This window comes from Nonomuraea sp. NPDC051191 (genome assembly GCF_044455665.1).
GTDB lineage: Bacteria > Actinomycetota > Actinomycetes > Streptosporangiales > Streptosporangiaceae > Nonomuraea.
Genome location: NZ_JBITEZ010000016.1, coordinates 177,949 through 195,017, shown reverse-complemented (window position 1 = coordinate 195,017; position 17,069 = coordinate 177,949). Strand labels below are relative to the sequence as shown.

Genomic DNA, 17,069 nt, shown 5'->3' with positions numbered 1-17,069 from the left:
CGATCAGAATGGCACATCTGATGGCTCCTCTGATCTCGTCCGACCCTCACCGGTTGGGCCGCTACTGGCTGGCCGGACGGCTGGGCGCCGGTGGCCAGGGCGTGGTCTACGAGGCGTACGGCGAGGCCGGGGAGCGCGTCGCGGTCAAGGTGCCCAGGTTCGACAGCGCGCAGTCGCGGTCCAGGCTGGCCAAGGAGGCGGCGGCGGCCCAGCGGGTGGCCTCCTTCTGCACGGCCAGGGTGATCGAGGCGCAGGTGGACGACGCGCCGCTGTACATCGTCAGCGAGTACGTCCCGGGGCCGAGCCTGCGGGAGGTGGCCGCGGGGACGGGGGCGTACGAGGCGGACGCGCTGCGCCGCCTGGCGATCGGGGTCGCCACCGCGCTGACGGCCATCCACCGGGCCGGGATCGTGCACCGCGACCTCAAGCCGGACAACATCATCCTGGGCCCGGACGGCCCCCGCGTGATCGACTTCGGGGTGGCCAGGGAGGCCGGGCCGACCACGAGCGGGCCGGCCATGGGCACGCCGGGCTACATGGCGCCCGAGGTGCTCACCGGGCGCGCCGCCACCGAGGCGGCGGACGTGTGGGCGTGGGGGATGGTGGTGCTGTTCGCGGCGCGGGGGCGTGACGCGGTCGAGCCGGGCGAGCCGATGGCGGTCGTGGGCCGGGTGCTGGAGTTCGAGGCGGACGTCGCCGGGCTGCCGGAGGAGCTGGCGTCGCTGGTGTCGGCCGCCACCGCCCGCGACCCCGCCGCCCGTCCCGCCGCCGGGGACCTCCTGCTCCGCCTCCTGGGCGAGGGCCCCCGGCGGGACGACGGCGATCCCCTGGCCCGTGGCGGGATCGTGGCGGGGGAGTTGAAGGGGCAGGCGGGGCCGGACCTGGGGGCGATCGCCGAAGAGCTCTACGGCGAGCTGAGCGAGGACGAGCGGGCCGCCGTGCCCGAGGTCTTCCTGCGGCTGCTCGACGGCGACGGGCTGCGTCCCGTGGAGCGCGAGGAGCTGCCCGAGGCCAGGACGGTCGACTCGATGCTGGGCCTGTTCGTCTCGGCGGGCATCCTGAGGACGGGCGGCGGCGCGTACGAGCTGGTCGCCCCCGGCCTGGTGCAGGCGTGGCCGCGGCTGCGCGACTGGCTGGCGGGCAACCGCGAGGGGCTGCCCGTGCACCGCCGCCTGGCCGAGGCCGCCGCCGAGTGGGACGGCCACGGCCGCAAGCCCGCCGACCTGCTCCACGGCACCCACCTGGACCGCACGCTGCAATGGGCCGCCACCGAGCGCAAGGACCTCACCCTGGCCAGGCGCGAGCGCGAGTTCCTGGACGCCGCCGCCGGGCAGGCCCGCACCCGCACCAGGCGGCGCGGCCTGCTCGCGGCCGTGCTGGCGGTGCTGCTGGTGGCGGCGCTGGGCGGGCTCGGCACGGCGGAGTACCTGCGCAGGGAGTCGGCCCGGCAGCGGGACGAGGCGCTGGCCAGGGAGCTGGTGCTGCGCGCCGGCGGGCTGCGCGAGCTGGAGCCCGCGCTGGCCGGCCTGCTCTCCGTGGCGGCCTGGCGGCTGGCTCCTGAGCTGATCGAGACGGCGGGCGGGCTGTACGACGCGGCCTCCCAGCACGTCACCGACGTGTTCGTGGCGCCGAACGTGGCGGCGGGGAGCGTGCAGGCGCTCAGCTTGGACGGCCGCGTCCTGGCCTCCGCGACGGACGGCACCGCCCGCCTGTGGGACATCCCGACCGGTCGGGAGCTGCACGAGCTGGCCGGTCTGGGGCCAGGCTTGCAGAGCCTCGCCGTGAGCCTCGACGGCCGTCTTCTGGCCGCCCTGGACGACAAGGGCGTGCGGCTGTGGGACACCGCCACCGGCAGGCCGCGCGGCGGCCGGTTCGCGAACAACGCGAGCGGGTTCGGGGCGCTGGAGTTCGACCGCACCGGTCGCCGGCTCTCGGTCCCGTACAGCTCCGAGAGCGAGCGATGGTGGGACGTCGCCACCCGCACCCCCCTCACCGCCCCCGACGGCGCGATCCTGAACGGCGTCAGCCCCGACGGCCGCTACGGCTACGTCGCCGACGACGACGAGGAGCGGGCCGTGGTGTGGGACCTGCGCCGCCGCAGGCGCCTGGACCTGCCGACGCTGCCCGGCACCGGCACCTCCGTCGAGGCCAGGTTCAGCGAGGACAACGGCGCCCTCGTGGTCATCGAGGACGTCCCCCGCCACGACAAACCCAAGATCCACCTGTACGAGCTGACCGCCGGCACCGCCGAGAGCGAGTTCGAAGGCCAGAACGCCCAGGCCGCGGACCTGGTCTTCGGCGGCCGGTACATGGCCACGTGGCGGCCGGGGGACCTGCTCGTCCTGCGGCCGCGCGACAGCCTGGTGACCGCTCTGCGGCTGCCCCTGCCGGACGGCGTCACGCAGGTCCGCTACGACCTGGCGGGCAAGGCCGTACGCCTGCTGGACGCGGCCGGCGGCGTCACCACGGTCGACGTCTCCACGCTGTTCGACCCGCCGGTCGAAGGGGAGCTGCCGGACCTGCGGATGCGCGAGGACGGCCGGGTCCTGGCCGTCAAGCGGGACGACCGGCTCGAACTGCTCGACCCGGCGACCCGTCGCCGCCTGGCCGGCCCGATCGCGTGGAAGGGCGAGGGATCGGCGATGGCGTTCAGCGGGGACGGCACGCGGCTGGCCTACGGCGACGGCCCCCGCGTCCGCGTGCTCGACGTCGCGGGCGGGCGGGAGACGCAGGCGTTCGAGCTGGCCGGGAAGGGTGCGGAGAAGGCCGACGCGCTCGCCTTCAGCCCCGACGGCCGCACCCTGGCCGTGCTGCCCTCCAGGTTCGAGGGGGCGCTGCCGCTGGAGCTGCGCGACCTCGCGACCTCGCGGACGCGGACCACGAAGGTGTCCGGCGTCGGGCCGATGAGCTTCGCGCCGGACGGCTCGCGGCTGCTCATGGGAGGCCCTGAGCTGCGGCTCTACGACCCGGTCGGCGGGACCGTGCTGCCGGTGGGGGACGAGGCCAGGCGGATCGGCGGCGCCTTCGCCTACAGCCCCGACGGACGTCAGGTGGCCTTCTCCCATCCCGACCGGATCACGCTGTGGGACCGGGACCTGCGGACCCTGCTCGGCGCCTTCCCCACCGTGCCGGGCGCGGAGCAGTTCGAGCTGCCGGCCTGGTCGCCCGACGGGCGGCTGATCGCCACGTACGAGAAGGGCCCGCGGATCCGCCTGTGGGACGTGGCCTCGCGGCGGCACATCGGGGTCGTGTTCGACGGGCTGGCCGAGTCGACGGGCGACAACGTCTGGCTCGGCTTCTCGGCCGACGGGACCAAGTTGCGCACGCTGGACGACGACGGCGCCTTCCGTACACATGACCTCGACCGGCGGCACGTGGCCGCGACCGTGTGCGTCCGCGCCCGCCGTGCGCTCACGGCGGCGGAGTGGCGGGCGTACCTGCCGGGGGTCGAGCCGTTCGACGTGTGCCGCTAGGACGTCCAGGCGACCACCTGGAACCAGACCGCCTTGCCGGGCGGCTCGGGATGCCAGCCCCAGCCGTAGGACAGCCGGTGGACGATGGCCAGCCCCCGCCCGCGCCCCGCCAGCGGGTCCGCCTGGCCCATCCGGGGCAGGGCCGTGCACGAGTCGCGGACCTCCACGGTCAGCAGGGAACCCTCCCTGACCACCACGATCCGGACGGGTTCCGCCGAAGGGTCGTGGGTGAGCGCGTTGGTGGCCAGTTCCGAGACGAGCAGCTGCGCCGTCTCGACGGCCTCCATCAACGCTTCGTGGTCGGTGGCGAGGTCGCCGACGAACCGCCGGACGGACGAGACGCATCCGGGATGCCGGGGCATCCACCGCTCGCCGAGGACCGTGTCCGGCAGGGGCCGCCGGTCGGCGAGCGTCACGGCGGGACTTTCGGGTTTCATGTGGCCAGCGTGACGCCACTTGACTACGGTCGGTAGTGGCTCGGTCGCAAGGAGTGGACTTTGAAGTCCGGGCCGTCGGCGTTGAACTCGGGCGAGGGGAGGGCGAGATGGTCGACTTCTACGCGCCCCAGGCGATCTGGGGCAGAGAGCTACGGCACTACCGGAAGGCGGCGGGCCTGACGCAGGGGCAACTCGCTGAGCGCATCCATTTCAGCGAGGGCCTGATCAGCGGCGTCGAGACCGGCCAGCTCCCGGCCAGCCCCGAGTTCGCCGAGTCCTGCGACAAGGCCCTGGCCACCGGCGGAGCGCTGCGCCGCCTGCTCGACTGGCGCAAGGGTCAGATCTTCCCCTCCTGGTTCGGCAAGTGGCACGAGAAGGAGCAGGCGGCCCTCACCCTGCGGACCTACGAGCCGCTGCTGGTGCCGGGGTTGTTGCAGACCGAGCAGTACGCCCGCGCCGTGCTGCGCGGCAACGAGGCCGCGGTGGCCGCCCGCTTGGAAAGACAGGCGATCCTCGCCCGCGACGACCCGCCGTCGTTGCGCTGCGTGCTCGACGAGGCGGTGCTGTTCCGGCCCATCGGCGGCCCGGAGCTGATGAAGGGGCAACTGCGACGGCTGCTCGACGTGGTCACCCCCCGGCTCAGCATCCAGGTCCTCCCGCACGGGTTGCACTCCGGCTTGACGGGTGGTTTCGTGATCGCGACCCTGGACGGAGGCTCCGAGGTGTTGTACGCGGAAACAGCGGTGCGCGGCATCACCACGAGCGATCATGAGGACGTCTCGGCGGCCGTGGAGCGGTTCGAGGCCATCCGTACCGAGGCGCTGCCCTTGAGCATGTCCCTTGAAACGATAAAGAAAGCCATGGTGGAACGATGGACCTGAGCTTCGCCCGGTGGCAGAAGTCCAGTTTTTCCGGTGACAACGGCGGCAATTGCGTCGAGATCGCCGAGCTCAAGAACGTTCATGGCGGCCCTGAGCACAAGGTCGGGCAGGACGAGCTGGTCGTCGTGCGTGACTCCAAGGACCCCGACGGGCCCAAGCTGTTCTTCACGCCCGCCGAGTGGGACGCGTTCCTGGCGGGCGTGAAGGCGAGAGAGTTCGACCGCGCGTGACGGCGGGGTTCAGCAGGTGGCCGGACCGGCGTCCCGCTGGACCTCGATGGAGGGCGTCTCGCCCTCGTGCGGCGGCATCGCGGACGCGGCCACGAGTGGATCGCCCGGGGTGCCGCCGACCTTCTCCAGGAAGTCGCTCCACTCGGTCGGCACGGCGAGCGCGGTGATCGAATACCACTCCCCGGCCATCGCGGGGTCGCCGCCTTCGAGCGAGACGGGCACGTCCCACTGGCCCGAGGCCCGTACGGTGTCGACGCGGTAGAAGCGGGTGCGTCTGGTGCGCGGGGTGCCGGTCGTCCGGCGCACCCCGACCAGCAGGGACGTGCCCTCGGGCAGCGTCGCGGTGCCTCTCACCAGCGGGCAGGGCGGCGCGGTGGCCCCGGGGCCGGTGACGGGCGCGGTGATGGCGAGCCGGGGCGTCTCCCGCTCGCTCTGCGCCTGGCTGTACTTCGCCACGACGCCGGGCAGGCCCACCAGCGTCGTGGCCATGCCGACGATGGCGGTCGCCCACTTCCTTCTGGCGCTCCATACGCGTGGAGCGGACCCGGCGCTGTGGCCGAGCTTTCGGTTCTTGGCCATGTGCGATATTTCCCCCGATCGTGCGCCGCGAGATGGATACGCGGAAACGCGACGTGTCCCATTTTTTCGGGATAAACGTCGAATTAGAGTGTTTTACTCAACGGGGTGGAAGGGTGTCGGCCTGCACCCGATTTCGGGTGATGCCGTTTCCCCTGCTCATACCCTTGATCGTCCGCGTAACCCCCGGCCGAGGGTGTTTTTGAGATCAACTTGACGGTCGTTCACCAAGCGTGAATCAGGGGTTATTGGCCCAAATGCGCGCTGACTGCACGATTTCCTCAAGGCTGTCGCTGTGCGCGCCCTTCCAATAGACCTGGCCGCAGTCGCCGCACCGGCCGTAGGCGTCATAGCTGCGCCGGGTGCCCGCCTCCAGCAGCGGTTCGACCTCCTCCTTCGGCACCGGCACGAGCACGCCGTTGCAGGCTGTGCAGCGCGTCCAGGGGGCCAGCGGCGGCGCGAACCGTTCGAGCACGTCGCGCAATTGGTCGGCGGGGCGCGAGCCGCGGACGTAGGCCCCCAGCCACAACGCGCGGCGGCGCAGCAGGCCGCGATCCTGGGTGAGCAGCACCCGCCGCTCCTCGTTGGCCTGGACCACCAGCGCCGGGTCGTCCATGTCGTTGTGGTAGGCGGTGTCCACGCCGAGCAGGCGCAGCCGCCGGGCCAGCGTGCCGAGGTGCACGTCGAGCAGGAACCGCGGCTCGGCGGGCAGCGGCTGCGGGCGGGGCATCGGCCGCACCTCGACCGCCTCGCCCGGCGCGAGCAGGTGGGAGGGGGGCACGCCGCGGCCGTCCGACACCATCGGGCCGACCTCGGTCAAGGGGATGCCGAGCGATTCCACGTGATGGCCGAGCGTCGAGGTGCCGTCGGTGGTCACCCGATGCCACTCGCGCCGGCGGCTCACGGGCAGGAACATCCTCAGCTCAGCGGCGATGCGCAGGCGTGCGTCCCGTTCGGTCACGCTGTCCATTCTGCGGGACCGGATACCGTGAAATCATGCCCATCTCCCGCCGAGCCTTCCTCGGGCTCGCCGCGCTCGCGGCCGGCTGCTCCACGGCCAGGCCCGCCGAGCTGCGGCTGGTGACCGGGCTGGCGGGCGGCCCGTATGGCGCGCTCGGGCAGCGGCTGGCGGGCGAGCTGCGGCACGACGGGCTGACCGTGCGGGTGGTGGAGACCGCGGCCAGCGTCCAGAACCTCACCATGATGGCCGGCGGCCGGGCCGACGTCGGGTTCGCGCTGGCCGACAGCGCCGACGACGCGGTCCGGGTGCGCCACCAGCCGGTCTCCGCGCTGGCCCGGATGTACATGAACTACGTGCATCTGGTCGTGCGCGAGGGCGCGCGGATCACCGGCGTCGCTGACCTGGCGGGGCGTCCGGTGTCGATCGGGGTCGAGGGGTCGGGCACGGCGGTGACCGCGACGCGCGTGTTGGCGGCCGCCGGGCTGCGCACCCCGCCGGAGATCACCAGGCTCGGGCTCGACGCCTCCGTCACCGAGCTGCGCGACGGCCGCATCGAGGCGTTCTTCTGGTCCGGCGGCGTGCCGACGCCCGCGCTCGCCGCGCTCGACGACATCGCGCTGGTCCCGCTGGAGTCGCTGGTGCCGGTGCTGCGCCGCCGCTACGGGCCGGTCTACGAGCACGCCGCCGTGCCCGCGGGCGCGTACGGGCTGGCCAGGCAGGTGCCGACCGTCGGCACGCCGAGCTACCTGATGTGCCGGACGACGCTCCCCGACGAGCTGGCCTACACCGTCACCGAGACGCTCTTCCGCGCCCGCGACCGCCTCCAGGCCCCGTCGGCCCCCGGCGGCCGCCTCGACCGGCGCTACGCCATCGGCACCGGCGTCGTGCCCCTGCACCCGGGGGCGGCCCGCTACTACCGCTCGGTCTACGGCTGACCCGGCGCCAGCTCGACCACCAGCCCGTGCGGCACGGCGGGCAGCAGCCGCAGCGTGGCCCCGCACGCCTTGGCCAGCTCGGCGGCGATGGCGAGCCCGAGCCCGCTGCCCGGGACGTTCGCGTGCGCCCCCGACCGCCAGAACCGCCCGAGCGCCTCGGCCCGCTCCTCCTCGGCCAGCCCCGGCCCGTCGTCGGCGACGCGCAGCACCCCGCCGTCGAGCGTGACCGTCACCGTGCCGCCCTCGGGGACGAACTTCTGGGCGTTGTCCAGGGCGATGTCGGCGATCCTGGCCGCCGCCTCCGGCACCAGCGCGCCCGCGGGGACGTCGGCCACCAGGCACACCCCCTTGGCCGCGTAGACCTCGCGCCACACCGCCAGCCGCCCGCCGAGCGCGACCTCCTTGCCCGCCAGCCCCGCGCCCGCCTCGACAGTGGCCAGCGCCAGCAGGTCCTCCACCAGCAGCGCCAGCCGGTCGAGCTCGGACATCGCCTCGGCATACTCGGCCGTGCCCTCCTCGCGCAGGTGCGGCTCCAGGTTCTCCAGCCGCAGCCCGAGCACGGTGAGCGGGGTGCGCAGCTCGTGCGAGGCATCGGCCACGAACGCCCGCTGCCGTTCCATCGCCGCCGAGACCGCGTCGGCCATCGCGTTGAAGCGCTCCTCCAGCCGCCGCAGCTCCGACGGGCCCACCCCGGGATGCGCCCGCGCGTCGAGCTGACCCTGCGCGATGGCCCGCGTGGTGCGGTCGAGCTCGGTCACCGGCCGCAGGATCCAGCGGGCCAGCCGCCGGGCCGCCAGCGCCGAATAGGCCAGCGCGACCAGCGCCCCCGCCGCCAGCGCGCCCCACACCAGCGACACGTCCAGCCGGGCCTGGCCGGTCGGGGCCTCCAGCAGCACCACGCCGGACAACTGCGCGTCGCGTCCGGCGGGCTCGGCCAGCAGCACCGTGGCCGGGCCGAACGGGCTGACCGTGGGCAGGTCCTCGGTCGTGCGGCCGGACAGCGCGAGCCGGGTCGCCTCCCGGTCGTCGGCCTCGAAGCGGCCGGCCGAGACCAGGATCGAGCCGTCGCGGTCGCGCACCCGGACGGCCGCGCCGTACAGGTCGGCGTACCGGGAGACCTCGGTGATCAGGCCCGTACGGTCGTCGTCGCGGGCCGCCGCGTCGGCCAGCTCGGCGAACCGGGTGGCGTCGGCGCGCCGGTCGAGCAGCAGGCGGTTGGTCCGGTGGGAGGCGTAGGCCAGGCCGAGCGGCACCGCCAGCGCCGCGATCAGGAAGACGATCAACGTGGTGAACGTGACCACCAGACGCGTGTTCATCCCGTCGAGCCCAGCCGGTAGCCGGTGCCGCGCAACGTCTCCACCAGCCCCGGACGCCCGGTCTTGGACCGCAGCCCCGCCACGTGCACGTCGAGCGACCGGGACGCCGACAGCAGCGGGTCGCCCCAGACCTCGTCGAGGATCTCCTCCCGGCTGCGCACCACGCCCGGCTCGCGGGCCAGCAGCGCCAGCACGTCGAACTCGCGCCTGGTCAGCGTCACCGGCTCCCCGGCCACCGTGACGTGCCGCGACTCCAGGTCGATGCGCACGTCGCCGACGCACACCACGTGGTCGCGCACCGGCATCGGACGCGTGCCGCGCCGCATCACCGCCTCCATGCGGGCCATCAGCTCGACCGTGCGGAACGGCTTGACCAGGTAGTCGTCGGCCCCCGAACGAAGGCCGCGCAGCACCTCGCGCTCCTGCGTGCGCGCGGTGACCACGATGAGCGGCACCGCCGAGACGCGGCGCAGCCGGCGCAGCACGTCGAGCCCGTCCATGTCGGGCAGGCCCAGGTCGAGCAGTACGAAGTCGACGCCCCCCGCCAGGCGGAGGGCGTCGACGGCCAGGCCGGCGCGGGTGACCGAGTGGCCGTGCCGGGCCAGCGCCGTGGTGAGCGCGGAGGCGAGACGATCGTCGTCCTCGACCAGGAGAACCCGCATATGGCCAGGTTAGACGCGGGCGGTGACCGGATCCGACGGCTCGGCGCCTTCGCTGCGGGACAGCGCCACGTCGCGCGTCTCGCGCATGGTCAGGTAGACGACCAGGGACACGGCGGCGCAGGCGGAGACGTACCAGAAGTAACCGGACTCGATGTCGTGGCGCTTGAACCACAGGGCGACGTACTCGGCGGTGCCGCCGAACAGGGCGTTCGCGATCGCGTACGGCAGCGCCACCCCCAGGGCGCGCACGTGCGTCGGGAATAGCTCGGCCTTCACCACGGCGTTGATCGAGGTGTAACCGGTGACGATGACCAGGCCGGCCAGCGACAGGACGAGCGCGCCCCCGAAGCCGCTCGCCCCGCCCAGCGCGCTCATCAACGGCACGGTCCCCAGCATCGACCCGATCCCGAACGTGATCAGCAGCGGCCTGCGCCCGATCCGGTCCGACAACGCCCCGGCCAGCGGCTGGATGCACATGAAGATGAACAGCGCGCAGAAGCTGACCAGCGTCGCGGTCTCCTTCGCCAGGCCCGCGCTGTTCCACAGGTACTTGGTGAGGTACGTCGTGTAGGTGTAGTAGGCGACCGTCCCGCCCATGGTCAGGGCGATGACCAGCAGCGCCTCCTTCTTGTGCGCGAGGAGCTGCCTGATGGTGCCCTTGTCCCGGTGCTCCTCTTCCTCCTCGCCGTACACCTCCGTCTCCAGCAGGCTGCGGCGCAGGTAGAACACGACGGCGGCGGCCACGGCCCCGACCACGAACGGGATGCGCCAGCCGTAGGAGTTCAGGGCGTCGGTCGACATCGTGTTCTGCAGGATGATCTGCAGGCCGAGGCCGACGAGCTGGCCGGCGGTCATGGAGACGTACTGGAAGCTGGAGGCGAAGCCGCGCCGGCCGCGCGGGGTGGCCTCGGTCAGGTAGGTGGCGCTGGCGGCGTACTCGCCCCCCACCGACAGGCCCTGGAGCAGCCGGGCGACCACCAGGACCAGCGCGCCGGCGTAACCGGCCGACTCGTACGTCGGGGCGACGGCGATGAGCAGCGCGCTGGCCGACATCAGCGTGACGGTGAGCGTGAGCGCCGCCTTGCGGCCCCGGCGGTCGGCGTAGCGGCCGAGCAGCCAGCCGCCGAGCGGGCGCATGAAGAAGCCGACGGCGAAGATGGCCGCGGTGTTGAGCAGTTTGGCGGTGTCGTCCCCGTCAGGGAAGAACGAAGCGGCGAAGTACACGGCGAAGCTGCTGTAGACGAACCAGTCGTACCACTCGACCAGATTGCCGACGGAGCCGCCGATCACTGCCTTCCACGGCACGCGCGCTTTGTTCATGTAGGACCTCCTGGGGGGAGTGGATGCAGGCCAGAGCCTCTCCCCAGAAGGTTGTTCGGACAAGGTCGGCGGCTCAGATCTAACGTGCGCTTAACATCGGGTTCTTCTCAGCGCAACGGAGGCTGCGCGTTCCTGGCGCGTTCGAGCGCCAGATCGGCCCACCACTCGCCGCTCTCCGGGGCCACCACGCCGCGCTCGGGGTCCTTGTCGCCGTTCGTGCCGCGCCGGCAGCGTCCGCCGGAGCTGCCCGCCCGGGTGATCCACAGGTAGGCGTCCGCGAGCTCCTCGCCGGTGTCGGTCGTGGGCCGTTCGCCGACGCCCCGGCCCGGCGGGTTGCACCAGACCTGCGGGTCGGCGTACTTCTTCGTCGGCGTCCACGAGCCCTGGCCGTTCCTGGCGGTGTCCACCACGAAGTGCGGCAGGTCGCCGCCGGGGTCGGCGTCCTTCGGGCAGGTCGTGCCGCCCGTCCTGCGCATGACGGCGACGCAGGCCGACAGCGACTTGCCGTACTCGACGGCCTTCGGGGTGCGCTGGAAGGAGGCGGTGTTGACGAAGAACCCGTCGGCCTGGTCGATCCCCGCGCCGATCAGGCGCCGGGCCATGATCTCGGTGCCGGGGTAGAGGTCCTGGCTGCCGTCGAGGTAGACGGCCGTGCCGGGGTGCCCGGTCCGCAGCGACCGCACGGCCTCGCGCAGGTCCCGGTAGCGCTGCTCGGCCGTGCCGGCCAGCTTGCAGTCCTTGGTGCCGGGGAGGTTGACCAGGCTGGAGGGCTCCAGGATGATCACGGCCTTGCGGTCGCCGATCTGGCGGGCGACGCCCTTGACCCACTCCTGGTAGACCCGCATCTCGCCCGCGCCGACGGCGGCGCAGTCGCCGCCGCCCGGCATGTAGTTGATCAGGAGCACGGGCACGCCGCCCGCGTCCTGGGCGGCGGTCACGGCGGTCTCGACCGTGGCCCTGACCTCGGGCTGGTTCAGGCGGACGGCGTGCGGGACGGCGGCCAGCCGGTCCATCAGGGCGGCGTCGGCCGGGCGGTCCTTCCGCCACACGGCGGCCTGGCGGGCGGCGGCCTTCTCCTTCTCGGAGTAGAAGGTGACGCCGTTCTCGCGGAGGGGGTTGCGGGGGGTCGTCGTTCGGGCGGGGGTTCCCTGGTCGGTGGTGGGCGTGGTCGTACGGGGGGTGGCGGTGTCGTGGCGGGTCCACAGGAGGGCCGTGGTGACGCCCGCGGCCAGCACGACGGCCGCGGAGGCCGCCAGCAGCCTCGTACGCCGCCTTCCCGCCGCCGTCCCGTCCGTCCCTTCGGGGGGAGCCGTCCCGTCCGTCCCTTCGGGGGGAGAAGGGGGAAGAGTGCGCCGCCCGTCGGTGGTGGGTGGGGGAGGGGGAGTCCGGGCCTCGGAGGGAGGTGGGGTGGGGAGGGCGGTTGAGGGGGTGGTGGTGCTGAGGTGGTCCATCAGTTGCTGGGCCGTGGGGCGGGTGGCGGGGTTCTTGGAGAGGGACGCCGTCACCAGGTCCAGCAGCGGCCCCGACAACCCGCGCAGCTCGGGAGCCTCGTTCACGATGCGTAACAGGATCGTCGGCACCGACCCCGCCCCGAACGGCGGCAGCCCCCCGGCGGCGAAGGCCACGGTGCAACCCCACGAGAAGACGTCCGAGGCCGGCCCGACCGGCGAGCCCGCCACCTGTTCGGGCGACATGTACGACGGCGTCCCCACGATCGCGCTGCTCATTTCCGCGTCCGCCAGCCGCGCGATGCCGAAGTCGATGACCTTGGGCCCCACCTGGGACAGCAGCACGTTCGACGGCTTGAGGTCCCGGTGCACGACCCCGGCCCCGTGGATGGCGCGCAACGCCATCGCCATGGCCGCCGCGAGCCCGTCCAGCGCCGAGCCCTTCAGCGGCCCGGAGTCGCGCACGGCGTCGTCGAGGCTGGGCCCCTCGACGTACTCGGTGACCAGGTACGCCACGTCCGCCCGTACGTCGGCGTCGAGCACCGGGGCGGTGCAGAAACGGGCGACCCGCCGGGCGGCGGCCACCTCGCGGGCGAACCGCCGCCGGAAGTCGGGGTCGGAGGCCATCCTGGCGTGGATGAGCTTGACGGCCACCCGCGTGCCGCCGGGGTCCTCGCCCAGGTAGACGACGCCCATGCCGCCCTCGCCCAACCGGCCCAGCAGGGCGTAGCGCCCCACCTGCCGCGGATCACCGTCCCTCAGCGCCTCCGACGTCATGACTCGTCAGGTTACTCGGCGAGGGGTCAGAGCGTCAGCCGCCATTCGTCCCACTCGTCGAGCAACTCGAAGCCCATGGCCTCGTTGATGGCCAGCATGTGGGCGTTGGACGTGGCGTTCCAGGTGATGATCCGCTCCAGGTGGGGCTCGCGCTCGCGCAGCCACAGCAGGTTGGAGATCTTGAGCAGCAGGCCCAGGCGATGGCCGCGGTGCTCGCGCAGGACGGTGGTGTCGGTCTGGTGGCCCCAGCCGTCGGAGCGGTCGGCGGCGAGGTAGATCCGCGTGTAACCGGCGGGCGCGCCGTCGGAGTCGCGCCTGGCGATCATCGTGTAACAGGTCTCGCCGCCGACCGTGACGCGCTCCTCGCGCAGGCGCAGGCGGTCGAGGCTGAAGGTCATGTCCTGGACGTCGGCGTCGCGCGGGGCGTCGTTCATGCCGCTCATCACCGTGGCGAGGTCGGCCAGCAGCTCCGGCCCGGCCGGACCGGCGAAGCGCTCGACGGTGTAGCCGGGGACCTCGGGCAGCATGCCGCGCAGCGCGTCCCAGTCGGCCGTGCGCAGGTCGAGCGTGCGGCGGGCCTCCTGGAGAGCGACCGTCATCCCGTGGGCGCGGGCGAAGCGGGCGCCGACGCCGGTGGTGGGGGTCTCGGTGAGCAGCAGGGTGCGGCCGTGGGCACGCATCCGGCCGAGCGCGTGCTCGAACAGCTGGGTCCCGAGGCCGCGGCCGCGCAGCTCGGGCCGGACCACGAGCGGGAAGATCCAGCCCATGTGCCGGTTGTCGTGCTGAGGGAGCGCCAGGCTGTAGCCGCCGGCGACCTCGCCGCCGTCGGTCAGGACCCAGGTCTCGACCCGGTCGCCGGGAGGGCCCAGGCGGGCGATGACGGACAGGCGGAGGAGTGACAACTTGGGGCCGGGCTCGTGCGCGTGGGCGGCCAGGTAGGCGTCGTACAGGCCCGTCATCAGCTCGCCCGGCCGGTCGAAGTCGATTGGCTGGATGTGCATCCGTCCAGCCAATCGCATCGGCGCCGCCTCCGGCCAGCCGTTTTACCGCCGGTGCCCCTACTGCCGGTAGTTCTCCACCTCGCCGGCCGGGCGGACGGCCGCGCCGTCGGGGTCGTCGCCCGCGCCGCGCCTGGCCCGGCGCTGCCGGAGCAGGTCCCAGCACTGGTCGAGCGCCACTTCCAGCTCCTTGACGCGCGCGTGCTCCTCGTCGGAGGTGACCTCGCCCGCCGACAGCCTGCCGCGCAGTTCGTGCTCTTCGGTGACCAGAGCGCTGATCCTGGTGAGAATCTCGTCGTCCCGCATGCCCAAGACTCTAACGACTGCGTGATAGAACACGCCCTATGTCTGGTATCGCGCTGGTAAGGAAGCCCGGCCCCCGGATCGCCGAGGGCATCGTCACGCACATCGAGCGCGAACCCGTGGACCACGAGCGTGCACGTCATCAGCATGACGCCTACGTCGCGGCGCTGGCCGCCGCCGGATGGCGGCCCGTCTACGCCGAGGACGCCGACCACCTGCCCGACGCGCCCTTCGTGGAGGACGCCGTGGTGGTGTCGGGACGGCTGGCCGTGCTCACCCGGCCGGGCGCGCCGGGCCGGCGTCCCGAGGTCGAGTCGGTGGAGCGGGCCGTACGGGAGCTCGGCCTGAAGGCCGTCAGGATCGCCCGCCCCGGCACCCTGGACGGCGGCGACGTGCTCCAGGTCGGCCCCACCGTGTACGTCGGCAGGTCGGGCCGGACCAACGACGAGGGCGTCGGCCAGCTCGCCGCCCTGCTGCCCGAGCGCCGGATCGTGCCGGTGGGCCTGCGCGGCGTGCTGCACCTGAAGTCGGCGGTGACCGCCCTGCCCGACGGGACGCTCATCGGCGATCCCGGTCGCGTCGAGCTGCCGGGCCTGCTGGAACCACCGGAGGAGCCGGGCGCGCACGTGGTGCCGCTGGGCGGCGACCGCGTCCTGCTGGCCGCCTCTGCGCCGGTGACGGCGGCGATGCTGGAGCGGCGCGGGCTCGCCGTGACGACGGTGGACATCTCGGAATTCGAGCGGCTGGAGGGCTGCGTCACCTGCCTGAGCGTGCTCATCCCGGACTAGAGGACAGGGCGAGCCGGAATTTCACGGCCCCCACCAGGCGTTTTCCCATTGGTTGACCGATCGGCTCTCATGATGTGAGATCAAGGGCGGCGTATCCCGAGACGTCTGGTAGCGTGCTTGGCATGCTGCGCGGGCTGCTTCTTAGCTGCCGCGGCGAGGGCCTGTAAGGCCGGCTCCCTCGTCGCGGAGCCAGTCATGCGCGTCGGCCGCTTTCACTCGACCGACGAGGAGCAGCAGACATGAACGCCCAGCAGCCCAGCCCCATGCCGGCCCATCGTTACGAGCCGTTCCAGCCGATCAGGCTGACCGATCGCACCTGGCCCGACCAGGTCATCACCAAGGCGCCCCGGTGGTGCGCGGTAGACCTGCGCGACGGCAACCAGGCCCTGATCGACCCGATGGACTCCCACCGCAAGCTCCAGATGTTCGAGCTGCTGGTGCGCCTGGGCTACAAGGAGATCGAGGTGGGCTTCCCGGCCGCCTCCCAGACCGACTTCGACTTCATCCGGCAGATCATCGACGAGGGCCGCGTCCCCGACGACGTCGCCATCCAGGTGCTGACCCAGGCCAGGCCCGAGCTGATCGAGCGCACCTTCGAGGCGATCGAGGGCGCCAAGCAGGCCATCGTCCACCTGTACAACTCGACCTCCACCCTCCAGCGCCGCGTCGTGTTCGGCCTGGACCGGGAGGGCATCACGGCCATCGCCGTCGAGGGCGCCAAGCTGGTCAAGAAGCTGGCCGACGCCACCGACGTCGACGTGCGCTTCCAGTACTCGCCCGAGTCGTTCACCGGCACCGAGCTGGAGTACGCCGTCGAGGTGTGCGACGCCGTCAACGAGGTGTGGCAGCCCACCCCCGACCGCAAGGTCATCATCAACCTGCCCGCCACGGTCGAGATGGCCACGCCCAACATCTACGCCGACCAGATCGAGTGGATGCACCGCAACCTCAAGCACCGCGACTCGATCGTGCTGTCCCTGCACCCGCACAACGACCGCGGCAGCGCCGTGGCCGCCGCCGAGCTGGGCTACATGGCGGGCGCCGACCGCATCGAGGGCTGCCTGTTCGGCAACGGCGAGCGCACCGGCAACGTCTGCCTGGTCACGCTGGGCATGAACCTGTTCTCCCAGGGCGTCGACCCCGAGATCGACTTCAGTGACATCGACGAGATCCGCCGCGTCACCGAATACTGCAACCAGCTGCCGGTGCACCCGCGTCACCCGTGGGGCGGCGAGCTGGTCTACACCGCCTTCTCCGGCTCCCACCAGGACGCCATCAAGAAGGGCTTCGAGCACCTGGAGCGCGACGCCGCGGCGGCCGGCACGCCGGTGGCCGAGTTCACCTGGGCGGTGCCCTACCTGCCCATCGACCCGAAGGACATCGGCCGCTCCTACGAGGCCGTCATCCGGGTCAACAGCCAGTCGGGCAAGGGCGGCGTGGCCTACATCATGAAGGCCGACCACCAGCTCGACCTGCCGCGCCGGCTGCAGATCGAGTTCTCCAAGGTCGTGCAGGCCCGTACCGACTCCGACGGCGGCGAGATCAGCCCCGCCGCCATGTACGAGATCTTCCGCGACGAATACCTGCCCAATCCCGCCAACCGCTGGGGCCGCCTGAGCCTCATGGCCCACCGCCACGAGTCGACCGTCGACGACAAAGACCGCATCGGCGCCGACGTGCGCCTCGACGGCGAGATCCGGGAGATCGCGGGCGTGGGCAACGGCCCGATCTCGGCGTTCATCGACGCCATCGCCGGGGTCGGCATCAAGGTGCGGGTCCTCGACTACGTCGAGCACGCGATGAGCGCGGGCAGCGACGCCAAGGCCGCCTCCTACCTGGAGTGCGAGGTCGACGGGCAGGTGCTGTGGGGTGTGGGCGTCGACGCCAACACCACGACGGCCTCGCTCAAGGCGATCATCTCGGCGGTCAACCGCGCCGCGCGCTGAACCGTCCGGTCGTGCGGA

At 72.6% G+C, this 17,069-nt stretch carries 15 protein-coding genes; 6 read left to right on the top strand and 9 right to left on the bottom strand.

Annotated elements, in window-relative coordinates:
* Positions 1-20: 20 nt before the first annotated feature.
* Entirely contained in the window at positions 21-3,473 is a 3,453-nt protein-coding gene (locus tag ACIA8R_RS40135) for a protein kinase (protein WP_397042753.1), read from the top strand.
* Here ACIA8R_RS40135 and ACIA8R_RS40130 read toward each other — a convergent pair.
* Entirely contained in the window at positions 3,470-3,910 is a 441-nt protein-coding gene (locus ACIA8R_RS40130) for an ATP-binding protein (protein ID WP_357694067.1), read from the bottom strand. The genes ACIA8R_RS40135 and ACIA8R_RS40130 overlap by 4 nt on opposite strands.
* 107 nt (positions 3,911-4,017) lie before the next feature.
* Here ACIA8R_RS40130 and ACIA8R_RS40125 point away from each other — a divergent pair, with 107 nt between their 5' ends.
* The gene (locus ACIA8R_RS40125; protein WP_357694064.1) at positions 4,018-4,791 is read left to right on the top strand and encodes a helix-turn-helix transcriptional regulator; all 774 of its coding nucleotides are present in this window, start codon (positions 4,018-4,020) and stop codon (positions 4,789-4,791) included.
* Positions 4,782-5,021 carry a DUF397 domain-containing protein gene (locus ACIA8R_RS40120; protein WP_357694061.1) on the top strand — a complete coding sequence of 80 codons (240 nt, stop codon included), beginning with the start codon at positions 4,782-4,784 and terminating at the stop codon, positions 5,019-5,021. Before ACIA8R_RS40125 ends, ACIA8R_RS40120 begins: the two co-directional genes overlap by 10 nt.
* Before the next feature lie 9 nt (positions 5,022-5,030).
* Here the strand turns inward: ACIA8R_RS40120 and ACIA8R_RS40115 are convergent, their stop codons facing one another.
* Positions 5,031-5,600, bottom strand: coding sequence for a hypothetical protein (locus ACIA8R_RS40115; protein WP_357694059.1), 570 nt, complete (start codon positions 5,598-5,600; stop codon positions 5,031-5,033).
* Positions 5,601-5,835: 235 nt separating this feature from the next.
* Complete coding sequence (locus ACIA8R_RS40110) at positions 5,836-6,567, bottom strand: Mut7-C RNAse domain-containing protein (RefSeq protein WP_397042750.1); 732 nt, start codon at positions 6,565-6,567, stop codon at positions 5,836-5,838.
* Between the two features lie 26 nt (positions 6,568-6,593).
* Between ACIA8R_RS40110 and ACIA8R_RS40105 the strand changes: the two genes are divergently transcribed.
* Positions 6,594-7,493, top strand: a complete 900-nt coding sequence (locus ACIA8R_RS40105) for a TAXI family TRAP transporter solute-binding subunit (protein ID WP_397042748.1) — start codon at positions 6,594-6,596, stop codon at positions 7,491-7,493.
* Here the strand turns inward: ACIA8R_RS40105 and ACIA8R_RS40100 are convergent.
* From ACIA8R_RS40100 to ACIA8R_RS40075, 6 genes are all read right to left on the bottom strand, one after another.
* Positions 7,484-8,809, bottom strand: a complete 1,326-nt coding sequence (locus ACIA8R_RS40100) for a sensor histidine kinase (protein WP_397042746.1) — start codon at positions 8,807-8,809, stop codon at positions 7,484-7,486. The two genes, ACIA8R_RS40105 and ACIA8R_RS40100, sit on opposite strands and share 10 nt — an antisense overlap.
* Entirely contained in the window at positions 8,806-9,471 is a 666-nt protein-coding gene (locus ACIA8R_RS40095) for a response regulator transcription factor (protein ID WP_397042744.1), read from the bottom strand. The genes ACIA8R_RS40100 and ACIA8R_RS40095 overlap by 4 nt, the downstream gene beginning before the upstream one ends.
* A 9-nt stretch (positions 9,472-9,480) precedes the next feature.
* Positions 9,481-10,791 (bottom strand): MFS transporter, encoded by a 1,311-nt coding sequence (locus ACIA8R_RS40090; RefSeq protein WP_364086823.1) that lies wholly within the window; start codon positions 10,789-10,791, stop codon positions 9,481-9,483.
* 107 nt (positions 10,792-10,898) lie between these two features.
* On the bottom strand, positions 10,899-13,016 hold the full coding sequence (locus ACIA8R_RS40085) for a glycoside hydrolase family 6 protein (RefSeq protein WP_397042741.1): 2,118 nt from the start codon (positions 13,014-13,016) through the stop codon (positions 10,899-10,901).
* A 26-nt stretch (positions 13,017-13,042) separates the two neighbouring features.
* The gene (locus tag ACIA8R_RS40080) at positions 13,043-14,017 is read right to left on the bottom strand and encodes a GNAT family N-acetyltransferase (protein WP_397042739.1); all 975 of its coding nucleotides are present in this window, start codon (positions 14,015-14,017) and stop codon (positions 13,043-13,045) included.
* Between the two features lie 57 nt (positions 14,018-14,074).
* Positions 14,075-14,320 carry a DUF2630 family protein gene (locus ACIA8R_RS40075; RefSeq protein WP_364086829.1) on the bottom strand — a complete coding sequence of 82 codons (246 nt, stop codon included), beginning with the start codon at positions 14,318-14,320 and terminating at the stop codon, positions 14,075-14,077.
* Between the two features lie 38 nt (positions 14,321-14,358).
* Here ACIA8R_RS40075 and ddaH point away from each other — a divergent pair, with 38 nt between their 5' ends.
* A complete protein-coding gene (gene ddaH / locus ACIA8R_RS40070; RefSeq protein ID WP_397042737.1) occupies positions 14,359-15,105 on the top strand; it encodes a dimethylargininase in 747 nt (248 codons plus the stop codon).
* Between the two features lie 239 nt (positions 15,106-15,344).
* A complete protein-coding gene (gene leuA / locus ACIA8R_RS40065; RefSeq protein WP_364086833.1) occupies positions 15,345-17,051 on the top strand; it encodes a 2-isopropylmalate synthase in 1,707 nt (568 codons plus the stop codon).
* Positions 17,052-17,069: the final 18 nt, after the last annotated feature.

What these genes read in the sequence shown, in the direction of transcription:
- ACIA8R_RS40100 (WP_397042746.1), bottom strand. Translation starts at nt 8,809, where the DNA reads ATGAACACGCGTCTGGTGGTCACGTTCACCACGTTGATCGTCTTCCTG.
- ACIA8R_RS40105 (WP_397042748.1), top strand. Translation starts at nt 6,594, where the DNA reads ATGCCCATCTCCCGCCGAGCCTTCCTCGGGCTCGCCGCGCTCGCGGCC.
- ACIA8R_RS40125 (WP_357694064.1), top strand. Translation starts at nt 4,018, where the DNA reads ATGGTCGACTTCTACGCGCCCCAGGCGATCTGGGGCAGAGAGCTACGG.
- ACIA8R_RS40075 (WP_364086829.1), bottom strand. Translation starts at nt 14,320, where the DNA reads ATGCGGGACGACGAGATTCTCACCAGGATCAGCGCTCTGGTCACCGAA.
- ACIA8R_RS40095 (WP_397042744.1), bottom strand. Translation starts at nt 9,471, where the DNA reads ATGCGGGTTCTCCTGGTCGAGGACGACGATCGTCTCGCCTCCGCGCTC.
- ACIA8R_RS40080 (WP_397042739.1), bottom strand. Translation starts at nt 14,017, where the DNA reads ATGCACATCCAGCCAATCGACTTCGACCGGCCGGGCGAGCTGATGACG.
- ACIA8R_RS40110 (WP_397042750.1), bottom strand. Translation starts at nt 6,567, where the DNA reads ATGGACAGCGTGACCGAACGGGACGCACGCCTGCGCATCGCCGCTGAG.
- ACIA8R_RS40085 (WP_397042741.1), bottom strand. Translation starts at nt 13,016, where the DNA reads ATGACGTCGGAGGCGCTGAGGGACGGTGATCCGCGGCAGGTGGGGCGC.
- ddaH (WP_397042737.1), top strand. Translation starts at nt 14,359, where the DNA reads ATGTCTGGTATCGCGCTGGTAAGGAAGCCCGGCCCCCGGATCGCCGAG.
- ACIA8R_RS40130 (WP_357694067.1), bottom strand. Translation starts at nt 3,910, where the DNA reads ATGAAACCCGAAAGTCCCGCCGTGACGCTCGCCGACCGGCGGCCCCTG.
- leuA (WP_364086833.1), top strand. Translation starts at nt 15,345, where the DNA reads ATGAACGCCCAGCAGCCCAGCCCCATGCCGGCCCATCGTTACGAGCCG.
- ACIA8R_RS40090 (WP_364086823.1), bottom strand. Translation starts at nt 10,791, where the DNA reads ATGAACAAAGCGCGCGTGCCGTGGAAGGCAGTGATCGGCGGCTCCGTC.
- ACIA8R_RS40115 (WP_357694059.1), bottom strand. Translation starts at nt 5,600, where the DNA reads ATGGCCAAGAACCGAAAGCTCGGCCACAGCGCCGGGTCCGCTCCACGC.
- ACIA8R_RS40135 (WP_397042753.1), top strand. Translation starts at nt 21, where the DNA reads ATGGCTCCTCTGATCTCGTCCGACCCTCACCGGTTGGGCCGCTACTGG.
- ACIA8R_RS40120 (WP_357694061.1), top strand. Translation starts at nt 4,782, where the DNA reads ATGGACCTGAGCTTCGCCCGGTGGCAGAAGTCCAGTTTTTCCGGTGAC.